Source organism: Aerococcus sanguinicola (assembly GCF_008726925.1).
Taxonomy (GTDB): Bacteria; Bacillota; Bacilli; order Lactobacillales; family Aerococcaceae; genus Aerococcus.
In genome coordinates this window covers 301,575-320,964 of sequence record NZ_VYWO01000001.1, presented here as the reverse complement: position 1 = coordinate 320,964, position 19,390 = coordinate 301,575, and the positions used below count along the sequence as shown (strand labels likewise).

Genomic DNA, 19,390 nt, shown 5'->3' with positions numbered 1-19,390 from the left:
TTCCGAACTCTCATGTTAGGAAGGGTTCGGGAAAGAGGAGGGAGAACATGAGTGTTTGTCAGAATGCTATTAATTTACTGAGTGATCAAATTCAAACAATTCCCATGAACGGAAAAAAGCCGAAAGTTTCATTTAAAGATGTACCTATAACTGAGGCCTTTATTTTGAGACATGAAGCAGAATATGAACAAGCAACAGGCTTAGCGGTTTTGTGTCGGGGAGTATGGTGCATAGATATAGATGTGGCGAAACGTGATGGCGAGAAGAGCGGGGAGGATTCTCTAAAGGAAATCCCCTATTATGAAGAGCTTCAAGAAAACGCTAAGCATACATGGATTCAGTCAACACCTAGCGGAGGACGTCATATTATATTCAAGAAGAATGAGGGGGTAAATTATGGGCACAAAGTGGACTATTTGGAGCATGTAGATATCAAGGCCCATGACAACAACTATTTCCTTTTGACGGGATCCAGAACAGCTAAGGGTGTTTATGATACAGTGAATTGGTGTGAGCCTATCCATTACGAGGGGGAATTTGAAGATAGAATATTCAGACAAAGAGGGGGCTATATCAAGCAGACCTTAGCCAAGTATTCAGCGAGTAATGTGTTACAAGATTATGACTTCAGCCATCTTCAATCCAGGGGAACAGGGGAGGGAGAAGGAAAGCGGGCTTATGATCGTATTATTAACGGAACAAGTGAGAATCGCAATAATGATCTATTCAAGGCGGTTAGCTATGCAAAAGATTGTGGCCAGCCAATCGAACCGCTTAGGTGCTTGATTGGCTCTATAAAAGCTGGTGATGAATTCACGGATTCAGAATGGGAAGCGACTGTTTCTAGTGCTTTAAATCGCTAACGTGTAATGTATTGTAACTATGTTTTAGGGTGCAAAAGCGAATTATCTTGTTTCGCTTCTTGTGGTATAATTTTGTTAAAGGTAAGGGAAAGCGGAAAAACCGCAATCCCTATATAGTGAAACTAATTGAAAAGGTCTAAAAGCTTTGTAGCTAGCTTGATAACTGCTATTATCAAGTCTAGCGCTTTATCAAAGCTGATAGGCTTTTTCTTTATACAGACCCCCCGCCTAAACAAAAGGCGATTCTTTTGGGGGATTGGTCAACGGAAGGGGGACATGCTAAAATAAACGACATTTTTTATTATCGCGATAAGATGCAAATTCAGTTAAGTTTTAGGGGACACTAGCTGTATTTTAGATGACGTCTGTACTAGAGACCCCATCTTTTAAAATGGAGCTGATAAGGTGTCACTAGTAGTTACAGCATGTTTATTTTAGGGTTTGCGTTTGAGTATAGGGGGCGTCTGTACTAGAGACCCCCTCTTTTTAAAAATGGAGCTAGTGAGGTGTCACTAGTAGTTACAACCTTCGGTACCATTCCGGTAGGTCAGACGGGAACTGAATAACGTTTTGTTATTGATATTATGGACACTCTGAACCTTGAGCTTAAAAGCTTGCGGTGAAAACGGTGTTAGCCTTTGGGCGTAAGAATTACGGCGATTCATGATTTTTTTGATGTAGAAGTATTCTCTTCATATGGTAAAATTAATTCAAGGGTAGTGATTAGGCCAATAATTGCCGTTATTAGCCCAATGTATGCTATTCTTAGTTCAACTTGCTTTAAGCGGTCATTATGTGACCGCTTTTTTATAACGTTTCATAGTTCCGCCCCTTTATACCCTAAAACTCAATCACGTTATGTTATTGAGTACGGTCAATAAGGGTGTCCATAGTACGGACACCATAATCTTGAGTTTAAAGCAGGAGATTCATGCACTTTTTGATATAGAAGTGTTCTCTTTCTATGGTTGAATTAGTTCAAGGGGAGGGCACTAGCTAAAGGGCTAGCGCCTTGTTAAAAAAAACAATGCAACATCATTAATTGGGTTATTACAATTGCTAAGCTAATAACGGCAATTATTAGCTCAATACATTTTATCGATAATTCAATTTGCTTAAGGCGTTTACCTATAAATGAACGCCTTTTTGCTTTTAAAGCTTCATATCTTCCCCCTTCAAAAGGGGGTTAATCTGAGCACAAAAAAGCACCTAGCTTAATAGGTGCTCACTTACTAATTTAGCGGTGAGGGTAGATTAAAAGTGTGTGTTGTTTTTTGTTCCGTTAATTATCTGTTTCAAGTCTTATCAAGCATACCCAACAATTCTAAAAAACGCCTATGTATCGATGTTTTAGATAGCGATTTACTTAGAATATTTAATTGAAAAATGCCCGATCGTCTCCATAAGATAATTTTATAAACGTTGTTCTATCAACCTTTAAGCAAGTAAGCTAGCCATGGATTGTGCTAGCTTACTTTTTTAATTCTTTTGAGAATTTATAACCAAATAAGCGCTCCAGGCTAAATGAATCCTGGAGCGCTTATTTTATGCTCGTGAAGAGAAATACTTCCAAATATTTAAAAAGAAGACGAGTAGGAGGAGGTAGCGGACCAGGTCAAAGATTCCTAGGAAGAAATTCTCATAGCTGACTGGCGATAAGAGATAGATGAGAAGAAAAAGGACCAAGCATAAACAAACGCTCAGTGTAATCCCAACAAACATAGAAGAGGTTCGAATGGATTGCTTGAGTTTGAAACACTCTAAAAAATATTCTTTCACATCGTCAATATGCATTTGTCATCCACCTTACATGTCTAAAATTTAGTCTTATTATACAGGAAACTTTTCCTAACTGAAAGGATTTTCATTTAGATAAGAGCTTATCTTGGCTTTTTATACCGTTCAGGAGTGATTAATAACAGTTTAGGAAATAATGAGTTTTTGCTGATAAAATGTAGTATACTTATACTATGAATAAGGAGGAGATTATATGAAGAATAAAGAAAACACACTCTCATTTCGTAAACTGAATCTAGGTCTTGCCTCTGTAGCCATTGCAGGCTTCCTCGCAGCCAACCCTCAAGTGGTTGAAGCAACTGGAACTGCCGCTGCAGGCGATACAACTGCCACAACAGCGACTACAACAGCAGCTCCAACAGATCAAGCTGGCAATGCAGCTTATGAAATCCAAGATCCCAAGCAAGCTGAGAGAACTTTGGAATTAATCCGCAATACCCGTAATAGCTATTATGACGATGAATCAGTACCTTTTGAAGGCACTTCGCTCAAAAATTACGTCACTCAAAAAGGCTTGAACAAGGAAGAATATGTCAATGGTATCAGCTATGACCGGATGCTTGAAAAAGATGCCTACATTCGGGCAGAAGAGACAGCGATTCATGGTTTGACCGAACATAAGGCACCGGATAAAGTAAGTGACCCACAGTACCACAATAGCAGTGCTTGGGGAGAAAACCTGAGCTGGGGTCACTCTAACCTGGAAGCTGATTTTGAAGCTTGGACTAGCGCGGAACTACCTGCTTTGAAAGACGCAAAAGGGATATGGACCGAACAAAATGGTCACCTCTATCAAATCTTAAATCCAAGTAATATTTCCTTTGGCTATGGAACATTTTCCAAATTAACTCCTGGTGTAGATGCTTCTAAGTATGAAACTAAGTACAATAGAATTGCTGCTTTGACTTTATCGTATCAACCTGGTGATACCAATTATGAAGCTGGAAAAATTGGTGGTACTGTAAAACCTGATTCAGAACCAACACCGGATTCAAACCCAGATTCTATTAAAAATCAAGATCAAAGCAATAACAATAACTCCGATGTAAATCCATCTAATGACAAGCCTTTAACTGATAAAGATACAGATAAGACCAATCCAGGTCAACAAGGTCCTGATCAAAAACAAGATAAAAACAATAACAATAACGCCAAGCCATCAACTGATACAACTAGCAAGGATCCAAAGAAAGAGACGACAAACCAACCAGGCAGTACAAACTCAAGCTCTACGACCACAACTACTCCTGGCCAACCATCTAAACCAACTACGCCCCCTAGCGCAGTGGCCCCGACAAATACTAAGCCAACAACCGCTGCCCCTACAACTGCAACGCCTAGCGCAGTAGCACCAAGCCAAAACCTAGACAAGCCATCACCAGGAAAAGACCAAGCAGCTCAAGCCCCTGCAAGTGAAGTTAAACCAAGTCTTTCACCTGCTAAAGACCAAGCCCCAGCTCTTAAGCCAGGGAATGTAGCTGCTTCTGCACCTAAGGCAGCTAAGCCAGGACAGGCTAAAGCTAGCCGCACGCAACCAACAAATTCTGTTTTACCAAAAACAGGTGCAGTTGCGGTATCTTTCACCGGATTCGGACTTGCCTTAGTCGCTGCTGGCGCTGCCTTGTTAAAACGTCGCAAATAGATTTATCTAAATCCTTTTTAAAGTCCAGGCTCTCTTAGAGCTTGGGCTTTTTGTCTGTTCAAGAGCTCTAAGGACCTTTTTAGGAGGGATTCGCTTTCTAAGGCGCAAAAAAGGGTATAGTAGAGCTAAGACTATTAATAGGAGGCAGGTTTAGTGACGAAAGAAGATTTAATCGATACAGCCACTTACAAGAAAGAGGACTTTAGGCAAGCACGCCTTCCCAAGGCCTACTGTACCCATTGCGGCTATAGGCTCCATGACCAGGCGACCTACTGCTACAATTGTGACCAGGATCCCTTAACGGGGACGGCCTATTGCCGGCGCTGTGGGGGGAGTCTCCTCATTGGACAGAAATTCTGTTCGCGCTGTGGGCTGGCGCAAACTAATTCCTCTAGCATGCATAAGCAACGCTTTCCTTTTGCGGGTGAGACGCCAGCTATGCAGGCTGAGCTGGAGAAGATCGAAGCGAGTGACGGCCAGGACAAGGGGCGCTTTAATATCTGGGCCTTTATCTTTAGTGGGCTGTGGTTTTGCTACCAGGGCTTATGGGAATTCGGTCTGATCTTAATCCTTCTTATTTGCCTGCCTTTTGCTTTCTATTTGAAGTTGCTCTTAATAGCTTTATTCTCAGGACGCTATGCCTTCTACATCAAGTACCGCTATCTCAAATACGGCGAACGCCTACCCAACTTGAAAAAAATATGCCAGTAAAAAAAGACCAGTCAAGAGTTGATTTGACTGGTCTTTAGCTATTTGGCTTAAATTTTAGCGGTCTACGTCATCTTCGGGTTCTACCAGAGCTTCTGGGTCGTTAAAGATGGCTTGGTTCATATTGCCCATGGCCTTAGAGGTGACGGTCCCGGCGATAATGGAGTCGTTCACGTTAAGGGCGGTCCGGCCCATGTCAACGATTGGTTCGATGGAAACCATGAGGCCGATAACTTCAATCGGCAGTCCCAACATACCGAAGAGGATGAGGGAACCGAATGTAGCCCCGCCGCCAGCACCGGATACCCCGATGGAAGTAATCGTCGCAGCGGCAATGATGGTAATCCAGGTGCTTGGGTCAGAGAAGCTCATGCCCGCAGCTGGGGCAGCGATGACAGCAAGCATCACGGGATAGATCCCAACACAGCCGTTCTGTCCGATCGATAAGCCAAAAGTAGCTGAAAAGTTAGCCGTTGGCGTATCCACACCCAAAGCTTCTGTTTGGGTTTGAATATTTAGCGGTAGAGAACCGGCACTGGACCGTGCGGTGAAGGCAAAGATCAAGACGTTAGCAGCCTTCTTGAGGTATTGGATAGGATTAACCCCAAAGAGGGCAAGGATGATCAAGTGGATGATAAACATCACAATCAATGCGACATAGCAAGCCACGATAAAGGTTGCCATGGTTTGAATGGTGGACAAGCTTGAAGTCGCCAGGGCCTTAGTCATCAAAGCAAAGATCCCGTATGGTGCAATTCTAAGCACTAGGGTCACTAAGCGAGAGACGATAGCATGGAGACTATTGATAATCTTTTCAAAGATTTCAGCTTCTTCTGGGTGGTGGCGGCGAACCCCTAAATAGGCAGCTCCCACAAAGACAGAGAAGATAACCACAGCGATGGTTGAGGTCGAGCGGCTTCCTGCCATATCCGCGAAAACATTCACCGGAATGAAGGAGCGGATGGTTTCAGGAATAGTTAAGTCTGCAATTTCTGAATTCCGTTCAACTAATTGGTCGATCCGGGCATTCTCAGCAGCCCCTCGAGCAAATTCAGCGCCATCTAAATTGAAGAGAACCCCTGTCGAAATAGCGATGAAGGCCGCGATGGCCACTGTAATCAGTAGGGTCCCGATGACGCCGGTCCCAATCTTCCCGAGATTGGTTTGGTTGTGGTCCAACTTAGTGAAGGCGCGGACCATAGAGACCATAACCAAGGGGATAACCAGCATTTGGAGGAAGTTGATATAGCCTTTTCCGACAATATCAATCCAGTCCATGATTTCCGCTGTGACCTCACTGTCAGCCCCTAGGATAAGCTGGATGAGAAGTCCAAGGACAATCCCCAGGCCAAGACCGGTGAAGACACGGTTGGAATATTTAACATGCTTGCGGCTCATCTGGTTGAGGACCAGGCAGAGCGCCAAAAATATAAGTAAAGTAATAATAACTTGCAATGTGCATACCTCCTTCTTGTCCACTTACTATTTATTAGCTCATGAACTGATTTTATTATAGCTTATTTTTTATTAGAATGCACCTAATAAGTCTCGAGACTGATTTTTTATCATTTTTTTCTTTTTAGGCTGAAGAAATGGTATAATATAGCTTTAAAGAAGAGTTTGAGAGCAGATTAGTGATTGATCGGCTTGCACTTAAAGGAGACGACTCATGGTAAAATTTAACCAGCACTTTGATAACCCAGACCAATTGAAGGCCCAGTTACGCCGAGTAGACCGCCCAGAACTGGAAATGGAATATTTAGAAGTTCAAGATGCCCTGGAAGACCTAGCAGTCCAACCTGTTTCCAGGGAAAATCACCGCCAGCAGGTGAACTTGGAAACTTACCGGGATGCTTTGGTGACCGTCCTGAATGAAAAGCCCATCGATGAGCTAGCTTTAGAAGAGGAGGCGGGCGATTCGCCGGTAGAAGCTTCTTCTGAGGCGACCTTGTCAGAGGGGGAATCCCAAGAAGAGGATGGCGCTGATTCCAGTATCAATGCCAAGGGGGCGGCCTTCCTTTCTAATTTGGGCCAGCAGGTCAAGCGTGGGGTCCAAGCTAGCGGTCAAGCCATTAACCGGGGATTTGAACACGAAATGGCCAAGAAAGAACCTTGGAAGGAGAAGAAGGCTGCCCTAGAAGAAGAACGCCGACGGGCCAAAGCAGCCAAAGAAGAGGCGCAAGCCCTTGCTAACCAAGCCCAGTACAAAGCCTACCCTAAAAAAAGGCGGCGGGGTTGCGGCTGCAGCGGCTGCCTCTTAGTGATTGTCCTGGCCTTGGTCCTAGGCTATGCGGCCCTGAGCCAGGCTCAGGTCTACCTGCCTAATCTTTCCTTCAATGCCCCTGACATCACAGTAGATGGTGGGTCTTTGATCCAGGAAGGTTGGGAATATGCCAAGTCTTGGTTGACCAATCTCTTCTCTAGTGACCAGGGAGAGGATAGCGGCCAGGGTTGGCAAGCACCTGCTGATAATGGAGGAGGGACTTGGCAAGGCCAGGAAGCCCCTGCCACGGATAATGGGTGGACAGAGCCTTCCTCTCCCCAACCAGCGCCAGCCCCAACACCTGATCCAGCGGGCCCTTCTGAACCCTCTTATTAAAGAAAGGTGTACGAAATTGATAAGTAGACAGCTCCTCCAAGCTAGGCGGGCTGTCTTTTTTAATGATAATCCTGTAAGAAAGATTAACATTTATTAATATTTCCCTTGACTTTATGATAATGGCGGTTTATTATTAGGACATCACGACAGGAAGGAGCATGAAAAATGAGACAATTGAATTTAGAACATGTTAATTTTTCATGTTCTGCCAAGAAAATGAGCAAGTATTACTTTAGCTATTTTAGATCGTGTTTGTAGCTGTGAATCCATCATAGGTACAAACTTCACCGTTTTGGATCTATGATGGCTGAAGCCTTTTAAAGTGTTTAGCCATCCAGAATGATAAATTCTAATGGCTAAAGGCATAGCTTATAAATCAGATAGCCTTAAGGTTTAATTAGTTTTTATCATATCTAATTAAACCTTTTTTGTTTGCCAGGAAGGCTGAACGGTCTGTGCCTTAGCACTAGAAATGGAGAGAAAAATGAATAAGAAAATACGTACGATCTTAGGACTAGGTCTCATCGGCCTATCCCTGGCAGGGTGTAGCCAGGGCGGTCAAGACGGGCAAAAGGAGATTGGCATTATCCAGTACGGGGAACACCAAGCTCTGAATAATGCCCGGGAAGGTTTTGTGGAAGGGCTAGCAGAGGCTGGGCTAAAAGATGGGGAAAACATCCAGATTGACTATCAGAATGCCCAAGCTGACCAATCCAACCTGAATTCCATTGCCCAGAATATGAAGGGGCGTAAGGATTTGACCTTCGCGATTGCGACCCCAGCTGCTCAAGCAGCGCTCAATGCAGACAAGCAGACGCCTATCTTATTTACAGCGGTAACAGATGCGGTCTCTGCCAACCTGGTCAAGTCCCTCGACCAACCGGGGACCAACGCCTCGGGAACCAGTGATATCGCCCCTGTGGAAAAAGCGGTGGACCTGCTTTTAAGCATTGATCCATCGATCAAAACAGTGGGCATGCCCTACAATTCAAGCGAAGTCAACTCAGAAATCCAGTTTAAGGCCTTCAAGGACTACGCTGAAAGCAAGGGACTCAAGGTGGAAGCCCAAACGGTAACAACGACCAATGAAGTGCAGTCAGCTGTAGCGGCTCTGGCCAAACGTGTCGATGGTATCTGCCTACCGACCGATAATACCATCGCCCAAACCATTCCGACCATCGGCAGTGTGGTTCGTGAAGCTAAAGTGCCTACTATTGGCGCTGAGAGTGCCCATTTAGAAGGCTGTCTGGCGACTTACGGGGTGAATTACAAGAATTTAGGCCGGCAAACTGCTGAAATGGCTGTTAAGATCCTCAAAGAGGGAGCAGATGTCAGCCAGATTCCTGTTGAAAAGGCTAAGGATTATGAATTAGTGGTCAATGAAGAGATGGCTAAGGCCTTGGGGATTGACCCTGCACAGATTAAGAAGGGAGAATAAGTGACATGGATTTAATTGTTTCAAGTATTTCACAGGGGCTCATGTGGTCGATCCTGGCGATTGGGGTCTACCTGACCTTCCGTATCTTAGATATCGCCGACCTATCAGCAGAGGGGAGCTTCCCCTTGGGTGCTGCGGTTTGTGCCAAGCTGATTGTTTCTGGGGTACACCCCTTGCTTGCTACTGTGGCTGCCTTCCTCGCTGGTTTACTGGCAGGCTTAGTCAATGGTTTTATGATCAATAAGATGCATATCCCAGCCCTACTTTCAGGGATTTTGACCATGACAGGGCTCTATTCCATCAACTTGCGGATCATGGGCCAAGCCAACATTCCACTCTTAGGGGAGGCTAATATCATGGAGAGCTTCCAAGCGACGGGCTTAAACCCCACCCTAGCTTCTTTGATTATCGCTTTGATTTTCCTAGTTATTGTCATTAGCGCCTTGGTTATCTTTATGAATACCGAGTACGGCTTGACCCTTCGTGCAACTGGGGATAACCCTCTCATGGCAGAGGCCAATGGGGTCAAAACCGATCAAATGAAATTGGTGGGCCTCATGCTTTCTAACGGTCTGATTGCCTTATCGGGGGCCATTATTTGCCAGAACAACGGCTATGCGGATATTGCCATGGGGACAGGGACTATTGTTATTGGTCTAGCCGCCATCATTATCGGGGAAGTGCTCCGCCGGAATTTAACCTTCGGCAAACGTTTGATCACGATTGCGATTGGGGCTGTCATCTATCGTTTAATTATTGATTTCATTATGCAGCAACAATTGCTTCCCGTCTTGCCAAGCGATATCAAGGTGCTTTCATCGATTGCGCTTGCGATTATTCTCTATGCCCCCCATGCCAAGGCGACCTTGGCTAACCGGCAAGCCAGTGCTAAGTAAAGGAGTAGTGTTATGACGAAGTTACTAGAACTTGATCAGATTAATAAGATCTTCAATCCAGGAAGTATTAATGAAAACCATGTGACCAAGGATTTGTCGCTAACCATCCATGACCATGACTTTATCTCAGTCATTGGTTCGAATGGGGCAGGCAAGTCCACCTTGCTTAACTTGATTGCAGGGACTATTCCTGTTAGTTCAGGGCAAATCCGACTGCGTGGCGAAGACATTACAGCTATGCCAGCCTATAAGCGCGCAGCTGGGATCAGCCGGGTCTTCCAGGATCCACAGATGGGGACAGCCCGCAATCTCAGTATTGAAGAGAACCTCGCCATTGCCTATAAGCGCGGTAAGCGTCGGGGTTTTGGCCGGTCCGTGACCGAAGACATGCGCCAGCTCTTTCGCCAGCAGCTCAGCCGGGTAGACTTGGGCTTGGAAGACCGCTTAAATACAGCGGCTTCTAACCTATCAGGCGGCCAGCGCCAGGTTCTTACCTTGCTCATGGCTATCTTAGAAACTCCTGAGCTCTTACTCTTGGATGAGCACACGGCTGCCCTTGACCCTCGGACGAGCCAGATGGTCATGGACCTGACCCAACGTTTAATTGAAGAAAACCAGCTAACCTCGCTTATGATTACCCATGATATGAATGACGCTCTGACCTATGGCAACCGCCTGATCATGCTTCATGATGGTCGGGTTGTCGTTGACGTCAGAGGCGAGGACAAGGCTAAGTTATCCGTAGAGGACTTGATGGAACTCTTCAAGGAGAATGTGGGGAATCAATTACGGGATGATGACCTGCTCTTAAAAGCTTAATATTGATAATGAAAACCCTCGACTGTCACTAAATGGTCGAGGGTTTTTATGCTTAAACTATCTTAGTAAGTTAATTGGCTAGGACTTTAATCCACATACCAGGCTCTGCGTTGCTTGGTTGAGGCTTGGAAGGCGTCTTGGAGTTGGGCGTAGTCATTGTTTTCGAGGGCTCTTTTGATGCGGCTGACTTCTTTTTCAAAGGCTTCGATGCTTTTGAGCAGGTAGTCCCGATTATGGAGGAAGAGGTCGGTCCACAAGGGGGCGTTGACGTCGGCAATCCGGGTGAGTTCCTGGAAGCTGTTGCCCGCAAATTGCATGGTATTCTCACAATCTGGGGCAGCGTTCACGGCGGCTACGGACAGGACGTGCATGAGTTGGCTCACATAGGCAATTGCCCGGTCATGGTCTTCGGCCCTTACCCGGCTGACGTCTTGGAAGCCCATGGCCCGGTAGAGGGCTTCGACCAGTGCCAGGTGACTTTCTTGGTTTCTGGGGCTAACTACGAGAAGAGCATTGGCCCCCCGGAATTGGGCACTGTTTAAGCCAGCAATCCCCGCTTTCTCACTACCGCGCATGGGATGGGCGTAGATGAAGTCCAGTTCCGGGCGGAGGATCGCTTCCACCTGGGCCATGACATCCCGCTTGATCCCTGTCACATCCGTCAAGAGGCAGCTGGGTTTAAGCAGGTCTTGCTTGCTTTTGACATAAGGGGCGACGGCTTGGGGATGGAGGGTGATAAAGACGAGGTCAGCCTGGCTGAGGGCTTGGTCGTCACTCGTTTGAGCGGTCTTAACAATACCCAATTCCTCTGCCTTAAGACAGGTCTCAGGCTTGCTGTCGATACCGCGGATGTCTTGGTAGCCAGCTTGGGTCAAGGCCTGGGCAAAGGAAGAGCCGATAGCCCCTAGGCCAACAATGACAATTTTCATGATTTATCCTCCAAATGCATGACCAGGGCTTGAATCCCTAGGGCGTAACTGGCCTTACCAAAACCTGAAATTTGTCCGATGCAAGCGGGCGCAATAACTGATGTCTGACGGAAGCTTTCTCTCTGTTGGATGGCTGAGAGGTGGACCTCAACGCAGGGGATTTGAATACTGCTTAGGGCATCGTGGAGGGCATAGGAATAGTGGGTGAAAGCCCCAGGATTGAAAACAATCCCATCAATCCCTTCATGATAAGCTGCTTGTAGGCGGTCAATAAGAGCCCCTTCATGGTTGCTCTGAAAGAAAGTTAAATCCTGGTCAGAATTTTGAAGTAATTCGGCTTCGATTTCTTGTAAATTATTATGCCCGTAAATTTCGGGCTCACGAATCCCTAAAAAGTTGAGATTAGGGCCGTTAAGAATTAGAAATTTCATGGTTTTTATCCTTTCGATAGGTCGCTATAATGTTGGATAGGCACTGGTCGAGGCTGGCCGGGTTAGGAATATGGAAGTCAGCAGCTGCCTGGTAGAGGGGATAGCGGTCCCGGTAGAGGACTTGGAGCTGGTCCACGCGCCCCTTGAGGAGAGGCCGTTGGTCAGCTGCAATATCTCCAGCGATCTGCTCCAAGGGCCGGTCGATAAAGTAGACCTTGCCCCCCTCCTTCAATGCCTTGATATTTTGGGGGTCTTTGACGATGCCACCGCCCGTTGCAATAATCAGGCCTTGAGCTTGCCCCAGGTCCTTGGCTAGCTGGCTTTCTAAAGCGCGAAAGTAATCTTCTCCCTGGTCAAAGAGCTCAGGGATGGACTGGCCAGCGCGCCGTTCAATTTCTTGGTCCATGTCCAAAAACTTTAAAGGGAGTTCTTGGGCCAGGGCTTGACCTAGGCTGGATTTCCCCGAACCGGGCATGCCGATGAGGATGAGGTTAGGCTGGGTCATGGGCGTATCCTTTCTTCACGCGCTCTAAGATCTTTTCAACAACACTCGGGGAGAATTTCTGGTCTTCCCAGATCTCGACCGAACGGATGGCTTGGCCGACCAACATGTCCAGGCCGTTACAGTAAGCTTTGCCCGCTGCTTTGGCGTCGCTTAGGAGCTGGGTCTCATAGGGATTGTAGATGGTATCGAAGACGTGGTCAAAGCGGTCTAAGTCAGCAGCCTCTAGAGGGGAGGCCGCTGTTTTGGGATACATCCCAAGAGGGGTGCAATTGACGAGGTAATCAGCTGAGCCCTCTTTGACTTGGGCATAGGAGAGGCAGGGCCAGGGCTTATCCAGGTGCTGGTCAGGCTGTCTGGAGACCAAGTGAACCTGAGCCCCATGGTCCGTCAAATAGTGGGCTACAGCCTGGGCAGCACCCCCAGTTCCTAGGATATAAGCCGTCTTATCCTGGGTCTGCCAGTGGCGGCGCTTGAAACACAAATGAATGCCATCATAATCGGTATTATAGGCCCTTAGCTTGCCATCCACTTGCTTGATGGTATTTACGGCGCCCAGTTTCTTAGCTGTAGCTGAGAGCTCATCTAAATAGGGGAAGAGGGCTTGTTTATAAGGAATCGTGACATTGGCCCCGCGAATATCCAAGACTCTCATCGCATCCAAGGCCCGGCCTAAGTCTTCTGCAGGGACTTCAAACAGTTTATAGGCGGCCTCAATCTGGGCCTCCTGGTAAATAATTTGGTGGATCTGTGGGGATAGGCTATGGCCGAGCGGATAGCCGAATAAGCCATAAAATTCCATCTCATCACTCCGTTCTAGCTTAATTTCACTTACAATAATGATAAAGTTATCATAATTGTAATGCAAGTCTTGCTTGGAAAAAGGATTGAAAGAGTTGATAAAGCAAGAATCTTCTTGAATCCAAAAGTGATTTATTAGAAAAATAAAAATAAGATTAAAATATTATCATTTAAGAGTTGACAGGAACTTTCTTCTTTGCTATATTTAAGGCACGCATTAAAGAAAACCAGTGAGGAGGAAGAAACATGTTAATTCACCAACAAGATTTATTAAACAACTGGTTTTACTTTAGCTTCTACTTTTTTAAAGGTAATGGAGGCTAGAGCAATCTTTGATGCATAGGGCTCCATTGATGGTCAGAAATCGAATGGAGCACCCACTATCTAGGACTTGATATCTCGAGAGGATTAGTCAGGCTGCATTCGGTTAGCAACGGATGCAGCTTTTTTGCTTCCAAGAATCCATTGAGGACCCGCAGATGGTATGATAATAGAGAATTAACAAAAGGAGAGAAAACAAATGATTATTGTGATGAAAGCTAATGTAACTGCTGGCGACGTGAAAGATGTCATTGAAAAAATCGAAGAAACAGGGAATAAGGCCGTCATTATTGAAGGGCAAGAAGTTGATGTGATTGGGATCGTGGGCGATACCTCACGCATTGACCAATCCAAATTACAGGCCAATGACACCATTGCCGAAGTGATCCGAGTATCTGAACCCTATAAATTAGCCAACAAGGCCTTCCATCCTGAGGCTAGTCAAATCAAGGTCCGCGACCAAATTATCGGGGGCAAGGAATTAGCCATTATTGCTGGGCCTTGCTCGGTTGAAGGGGAAGAACAAATTGTCGGTACAGCTAAGCGGGTCAAGGCTGCTGGGGCGAATATGCTCAGAGGGGGCGCCTACAAACCAAGAACCTCACCTTACAGCTTCCAAGGTTTACAATCGGAAGGTATCCGCTTACTCGACTTAGCTCGCCGTGAGACCGGTTTACCGATTGTGACGGAATTAATGGCGATCGAACAGCTGGACGAATTCGTGGAACATGTGGATGTCATCCAGATCGGAGCGCGGAACATGCAGAACTTCTCCCTCTTGAAAGAATTGGGTAAAACGGACAAGCCGATTCTCTTGAAGCGGGGATTGAGTGCGACCTACCAAGAATGGTTAATGTCTGCGGAATATATTATGGCAGAAGGTAATCCTAATGTCATCCTCTGCGAGCGCGGTATCCGGACCTTCGAAACCGAGACTCGGAACTGCTTAGATATCCAAGCAGTTCCATTGATGAAGCATAAGACGCACTTACCAATTATTGTTGACCCTTCCCATGCTGCTGGGATTGCCTACATGGTACCAGCTGGGGCTAAGGCAGGGATTGCAGCGGGAGCTGACGGCTTGATCATGGAAATCCACCCTGATCCTAAGAATGCATGGAGTGACGGCCAACAGAGCCTGACCCCAGACCAATTCGACCGTTTGATGGAACAAATCCGTGTCCTAGCAGAAGTTGAAGGACGGACCGTACCAGAGGGCGACAAGAATAAGTAATGAATGAGAGGAGCTGTTGAAATGGCGGAGCTTGAAATTAAGCTGAACCGACCAAGCATCACTTACCCCTTAAAGATTAAGAAGGGTTTGCTCGGTCACTTAGCAGAGGAAATCCAAGCGGTCCATAAGGGGCGAAAGCTTGTTGTCGTCACTGACGACAATGTCGCTCACTATTATGGTAGCCAGGTAGAGGCTAACTTACAGGCTGCAGGCTATGACTTTGAGATGATTGTCCTGACGCCGGGCGAATCCAGTAAGTCGATTGACCACCTCCCGGAACTCTATGGCCGCTTGGTCCGTTTCGGTATCAGCCGGAGCGACTTGATTATTGCCTTAGGAGGTGGCGTGATTGGCGACTTAGCAGGCTTCCTTGCGGCTAGCTTCCTGAGGGGCATTAAGCTCATCCAAGTCCCAACCACCCTCCTGGCCCAGGTGGACTCCAGTGTCGGGGGCAAGGTAGCAGTCGACCTCAAGGAAGGCAAAAACCTTGTGGGGGCTTTCTACCATCCCCATTGCGTCCTGATTGACCTCAATGTCCTCGAGACGCTCTCGGACAAGGCCTTCAGTGATGGGATGGCAGAGGTTATCAAGTATGGTTGTATCCGCGACCGGGCCTTTTTCGACAAAGTGAAGGGAGCGGGCAACCGGGCAGGACTAATGGCGGATATAGAAAGCGTCCTCGAGCGATGCTGTGCCATTAAACAAGAAGTGGTGGAAGCTGATGAGAAGGATACGGGCCAAAGGATGCTCCTCAACTACGGGCATACCCTCGGCCATGCTATTGAGGCCTACTACCACTATGAACGCTACACCCATGGCGAAGGGGTTGCGATTGGCATGCTCGCCATCAACCAATTAGCTGAAGACCAGGGACTCAGCCCCCAAGGCTCTACCCAGGAAATTTACCAAGTGGTTAAAAACTTTGGCTTACCCACAGCCCTGGAACGCCCAGAAGACTATGCGGGCATCCTGCCCCTTATCAAAAATGACAAGAAGAATTTGAATGGCCAGCTTCATATTATTACCCTGAAAGCTATCGGTCAGGCTGAAATTCGTCAAGTGCCCGATCATTTCTTCGATCCCTTGCTGGAAGGAGGGAGCTCTAATGACTGATTTAAGCATCGAAGCCAAGCCCTTGGCGGGGGAGGTTCATATCCCGCCGTCTAAGAGTCTGGCTCACCGTGCCATTATTGCAGCCGGCCTAGCCCAGGGGCAAAGCCAGGTACGCAATGTGCAGTTGTCTGATGACATTCGGGCAACGATTGAGGCTATGCGGAGCTTGGGGGCTGACATTACAATCACAGAGGCAGACGATCACCGGGTCAATCTAGAGATCCGAGGCGGGAAACCGGCAGAGGCCGGGGCTTCCCGAGTGATCGATGCCAACGAATCTGGCTCTACCCTGCGCTTTATGATCCCGATTGCTAGCCTCTTTCCTGGCCGGACGCAGTTTATTGGTCGGGGTAAGTTAGGCAGCCGGCCTCTGGATCCCTATGAAGCGATCTACCGCGATCAAGATCTCTTCTATGAGAACCTATCAGAGTCTGCCTTGGACTTGCGAGTGGAAGGCAGGCTCAAGCCAGGAAGCTATCAGCTAGCAGGCAATATTAGTTCGCAATTTATCACGGGTTTACTCTATACCCTGCCCCTCTTGGAGGGGGATTCGACCCTGCAAATTACAGGACCATTGGAATCAATTGGCTATATCCATCTGACGCTCGATATTCTCGCGCGCTATGGGATTGCTATTGACTACCGAGAAGACGAGCAATGCTTCCGTATCAAAGGCAAGCAGGCCTACCAAGCGGCTGATTACCAGGTAGAGGGGGACTATTCCCAAGCGGCCTTCTTCCTTTGTGCAGGAGCTTTGGGTAATGAGGTGACCGTGACAGGCTTAGCCCAGTCTAGCCAACAAGGAGACCAGGAAATTATTGCCTTCCTTGAGAAATTAGGGGCTAAATTGAAGCTTCAGGAAGAGGGTGTCCAAATCCAGGCCCAGAACCTGGAAGGGGGCTGTGATCTCGATGGGTCCCAGTGTCCTGATGTAATTCCTGTCCTAGCGCTTACGGCCTGCCTGGCTAAGGGTGAAACCCGGATTAAGAATCTTGCCCGTTTACGTATCAAAGAGTCCGACCGTCTGGCGGCTAGCCAAGAAGAACTCAGCAAGCTGGGGGCTCAAATTGAAATCCTTGATGACAGCTTAATCATCCAAGGGGTGGACCAGCTCAAAGGGGGCTGCCGGGTATCCAGCCACAAGGACCACCGGATGGCCATGATGTTAGCGATCGCGTCGACGGTTTGCCAGGAAGCGATTATAATAGAAGACGCAGAGAGCGTCAGCAAATCTTACCCTCATTTCTGGGAAGATTTTGCGAACTTAGGAGGTGACTACCGTGAGTGGAATATGGGGTAAACAATTACAAGTAGCTATCTTTGGAGAATCTCATGGTCCAGCTATCGGCATCACTATATCTGGCTTACCAGCTGGCCTAGCCCTCGATGAAGACAAGATCCTGGTCGAGATGGCCCGCCGCCGTCCTGGTCAGAATGAATTGACGACCCCTCGGCGTGAGAAAGACTTACCGGATATTGTTTCTGGCTATTTTAACGGTCATACCACGGGAGCGCCCTTGACGGCTCTCATCTACAATACCAATACGCGGTCCAAGGATTATAGTCAGATGCGTAAGCTCATGCGGCCGGGTCAGACAGACTATCCTGCGCTCAAGCGTTACGATGGTTATAACGACTACCGGGGGAGTGGCCACTTCTCGGGACGGATTACGGCACCTCTCGTCTTTGCAGGAGCTGTTTGCCAACAGTGGCTAGACCAGTTTGGGATTACGATTGGGTCGCGGGTCTGTTCCATCGGCCAAGTCAAAGATGAAGCTAAAGTTGACTTCCAACATCTTAGTCGGGAGGACTTGTTGGCCTTTCGCCAAGAGACCTTACCGGTGTTGACTGAGGGCTTGGATGAAGAGATGGCACGCTGTATCCGCCAAGCTAAGGGCCAGCACGATGCAGTGGGCGGTATTGTAGAAACTTATATTCTAGGTCTTGAAGCGGGTTATGGCAATCCCTTTTTCGATTCCATTGAATCGACCTTGGCCCAGCTGATCTTCTCTGTGCCGGCGACCAAGGGCATTGAATTTGGGGCAGGTTTCGAGATTGCTTCCATGCTTGCTTCAGAAGCTAATGATAATTTTTACTATGATGACCAGGGCCAGGTCCAAACTTCCAGCCTGAATAATGGGGGGATTGTTGGTGGGATTAGCTTAGGCACGCCAATTAACTTCCGGACAGCAATTAAGGCGCCGGCTTCGATTGCCAAGGCCCAGGCAACCATTAATATTGAAAGCCAAGAGAATGTCGAACTAGAAGTTACAGGACGTCATGACCCGTGTATCGTGCCCCGGGTATTACCTGTGATTGAAGCCGTGACGGCCATCGGGTTGATGGACTTAATCCTCACCCGGTCATAAAACAAAGAGAAAGAGGGATGAGGGATGCAAGTTGCTTACCAAGGGATTGTGGGTTCCTACAGCGAAGCCGCACTGGCCCATTGGCAGAAGATGGATAGTCAGGAAGCTTTGTATGAGGGGGTGCCCTATGACGGCTTTGCTCGGATGGTGGATGACCTCTTAGCTGCTAAGATCGACCGCGCCGTGATGCCCATTGAAAATTCTACCACCGGTCTGATTACCCGCACTTTGGACCTTTTTCGCTACCAGCAGGTCTATGCGGAAGCGGAATACTACCAGCCCATACGGCATGTCTTATGGGGACTAGAAGGGGCTCAACTCAGCCAGATCAAGCAGGTCTATTCTCATCCCGAAGCCCTCTCCCAGTGCACCCAGTTCTTCCAAGACCACCCTTGGATCCAGCCCATTTCTTATAAGGATACGGCCCAGGCTGCCCAGTTCATAGCCCAAGAGGGAGATAAGCGTCTAGCGGCCCTGTCCAGTGAACGCTGTGGGGCGATCTACAAGTTAAAAGCTCTGGCCCGCCAGGTTCAGAATGAATCGACCAACATGACACGCTTCTTTATGATGCGACGCTATCGCAATGAGCTCTTGGCCTTGGATCGGGACCAGCTCCTCGTCCAGCTCTTGGCCGACCATCCCCAGGCTAACCGCTTGATGCTCTATGTCGAAACGGCCCATAAGCCAGGTGCCCTCCATCAATTGCTGACAATCTTTAACTTATTCAATTGTAACTTGGAAGGGCTGGATGCCCGCCCCATTAAGGACCAACCCTTTAGCTATGGTTTCTTTATCGAGGTGGATATTCACGGCTTAGCAGGCCAAGCCCAGCTTTTCTGGCAAATGCTTGACCATGCCAGCCAATACCTACAAATTATCGCTTGTATGGAGGCCCAGGAGGCTGAAATTTCTTATCTGACCTAGGCCT

18 protein-coding genes are annotated in these 19,390 nt (G+C 47.5%); 12 read left to right on the top strand and 6 right to left on the bottom strand.

Features of this window, described 5'->3' with window-relative positions:
- Positions 1-47 precede the first annotated feature (47 nt).
- Complete coding sequence (locus F6I03_RS01620; protein WP_070430715.1) at positions 48-863, top strand: bifunctional DNA primase/polymerase; 816 nt, start codon at positions 48-50, stop codon at positions 861-863.
- Positions 864-2,408: 1,545 nt separating this feature from the next.
- Here the strand turns inward: F6I03_RS01620 and F6I03_RS01615 are convergent.
- Positions 2,409-2,657, bottom strand: a complete 249-nt coding sequence (locus F6I03_RS01615; RefSeq protein ID WP_070430716.1) for a hypothetical protein — start codon at positions 2,655-2,657, stop codon at positions 2,409-2,411.
- A gap of 196 nt (positions 2,658-2,853) precedes the next feature.
- On the opposite strand from F6I03_RS01615, the gene F6I03_RS01610 reads away from it, so the two are divergent.
- Together F6I03_RS01610 and F6I03_RS09810 are read left to right on the top strand one after the other, a co-directional pair.
- Positions 2,854-4,302, top strand: a complete 1,449-nt coding sequence (locus tag F6I03_RS01610) for a YSIRK-type signal peptide-containing protein (RefSeq protein ID WP_070626082.1) — start codon at positions 2,854-2,856, stop codon at positions 4,300-4,302.
- A gap of 153 nt (positions 4,303-4,455) precedes the next feature.
- Positions 4,456-5,013, top strand: coding sequence for a double zinc ribbon domain-containing protein (locus tag F6I03_RS09810; protein WP_070430718.1), 558 nt, complete (start codon positions 4,456-4,458; stop codon positions 5,011-5,013).
- Positions 5,014-5,067: 54 nt separating this feature from the next.
- Here F6I03_RS09810 and F6I03_RS01600 read toward each other — a convergent pair whose 3' ends face one another.
- Entirely contained in the window at positions 5,068-6,465 is a 1,398-nt protein-coding gene (locus F6I03_RS01600) for an L-cystine transporter (RefSeq protein WP_070430719.1), read from the bottom strand.
- 214 nt (positions 6,466-6,679) lie between these two features.
- Between F6I03_RS01600 and F6I03_RS01595 the strand changes: the two genes are divergently transcribed.
- The 4 genes from F6I03_RS01595 (at position 6,680) to F6I03_RS01580 (ending at position 10,762) form a co-directional block, all read left to right on the top strand.
- The gene (locus tag F6I03_RS01595; RefSeq protein WP_070430720.1) at positions 6,680-7,609 is read left to right on the top strand and encodes a hypothetical protein; all 930 of its coding nucleotides are present in this window, start codon (positions 6,680-6,682) and stop codon (positions 7,607-7,609) included.
- A gap of 484 nt (positions 7,610-8,093) precedes the next feature.
- The gene (locus F6I03_RS01590) at positions 8,094-9,047 is read left to right on the top strand and encodes an ABC transporter substrate-binding protein (RefSeq protein ID WP_070430721.1); all 954 of its coding nucleotides are present in this window, start codon (positions 8,094-8,096) and stop codon (positions 9,045-9,047) included.
- Positions 9,048-9,052: 5 nt separating this feature from the next.
- A complete protein-coding gene (locus tag F6I03_RS01585) occupies positions 9,053-9,943 on the top strand; it encodes an ABC transporter permease (protein WP_070626084.1) in 891 nt (296 codons plus the stop codon).
- Positions 9,944-9,955: 12 nt separating this feature from the next.
- A complete protein-coding gene (locus F6I03_RS01580; RefSeq protein WP_070430723.1) occupies positions 9,956-10,762 on the top strand; it encodes an ABC transporter ATP-binding protein in 807 nt (268 codons plus the stop codon).
- Between the two features lie 86 nt (positions 10,763-10,848).
- Here F6I03_RS01580 and F6I03_RS01575 read toward each other — a convergent pair whose 3' ends face one another.
- From F6I03_RS01575 to aroE, 4 genes are read right to left on the bottom strand one after another with little or no spacing between them, the layout of a single operon-like run.
- On the bottom strand, positions 10,849-11,691 hold the full coding sequence (locus F6I03_RS01575; protein ID WP_070430724.1) for a prephenate dehydrogenase: 843 nt from the start codon (positions 11,689-11,691) through the stop codon (positions 10,849-10,851).
- On the bottom strand, positions 11,688-12,122 hold the full coding sequence (aroQ, locus tag F6I03_RS01570; RefSeq protein WP_070430725.1) for a type II 3-dehydroquinate dehydratase: 435 nt from the start codon (positions 12,120-12,122) through the stop codon (positions 11,688-11,690). Before aroQ ends, F6I03_RS01575 begins: the two co-directional genes overlap by 4 nt.
- Positions 12,103-12,627 (bottom strand): shikimate kinase, encoded by a 525-nt coding sequence (locus tag F6I03_RS01565; RefSeq protein ID WP_070430726.1) that lies wholly within the window; start codon positions 12,625-12,627, stop codon positions 12,103-12,105. The genes aroQ and F6I03_RS01565 overlap by 20 nt, the downstream gene beginning before the upstream one ends.
- Positions 12,614-13,426 (bottom strand): shikimate dehydrogenase, encoded by an 813-nt coding sequence (gene aroE / locus F6I03_RS01560; protein ID WP_070430727.1) that lies wholly within the window; start codon positions 13,424-13,426, stop codon positions 12,614-12,616. Before aroE ends, F6I03_RS01565 begins: the two co-directional genes overlap by 14 nt.
- A gap of 519 nt (positions 13,427-13,945) precedes the next feature.
- On the opposite strand from aroE, the gene aroF reads away from it, so the two are divergent.
- The 5 genes from aroF to F6I03_RS01535 are packed head-to-tail and all read left to right on the top strand — an operon-like array spanning position 13,946 to position 19,386.
- Positions 13,946-14,980 (top strand): 3-deoxy-7-phosphoheptulonate synthase, encoded by a 1,035-nt coding sequence (gene aroF, locus F6I03_RS01555; protein WP_070430728.1) that lies wholly within the window; start codon positions 13,946-13,948, stop codon positions 14,978-14,980.
- 21 nt (positions 14,981-15,001) lie between these two features.
- Positions 15,002-16,093: a 3-dehydroquinate synthase gene (gene aroB, locus F6I03_RS01550; protein WP_070430729.1), complete on the top strand. Its 1,092-nt coding sequence runs from the start codon at positions 15,002-15,004 to the stop codon at positions 16,091-16,093.
- Positions 16,086-17,393: a 3-phosphoshikimate 1-carboxyvinyltransferase gene (gene aroA / locus F6I03_RS01545; protein ID WP_070430730.1), complete on the top strand. Its 1,308-nt coding sequence runs from the start codon at positions 16,086-16,088 to the stop codon at positions 17,391-17,393. The genes aroB and aroA overlap by 8 nt, the downstream gene beginning before the upstream one ends.
- On the top strand, positions 17,374-18,462 hold the full coding sequence (gene aroC / locus F6I03_RS01540; RefSeq protein ID WP_070430731.1) for a chorismate synthase: 1,089 nt from the start codon (positions 17,374-17,376) through the stop codon (positions 18,460-18,462). The genes aroA and aroC overlap by 20 nt, the downstream gene beginning before the upstream one ends.
- A 24-nt stretch (positions 18,463-18,486) precedes the next feature.
- Positions 18,487-19,386, top strand: coding sequence for a prephenate dehydratase (locus tag F6I03_RS01535; RefSeq protein WP_070626088.1), 900 nt, complete (start codon positions 18,487-18,489; stop codon positions 19,384-19,386).
- Positions 19,387-19,390 lie beyond the last annotated feature (4 nt).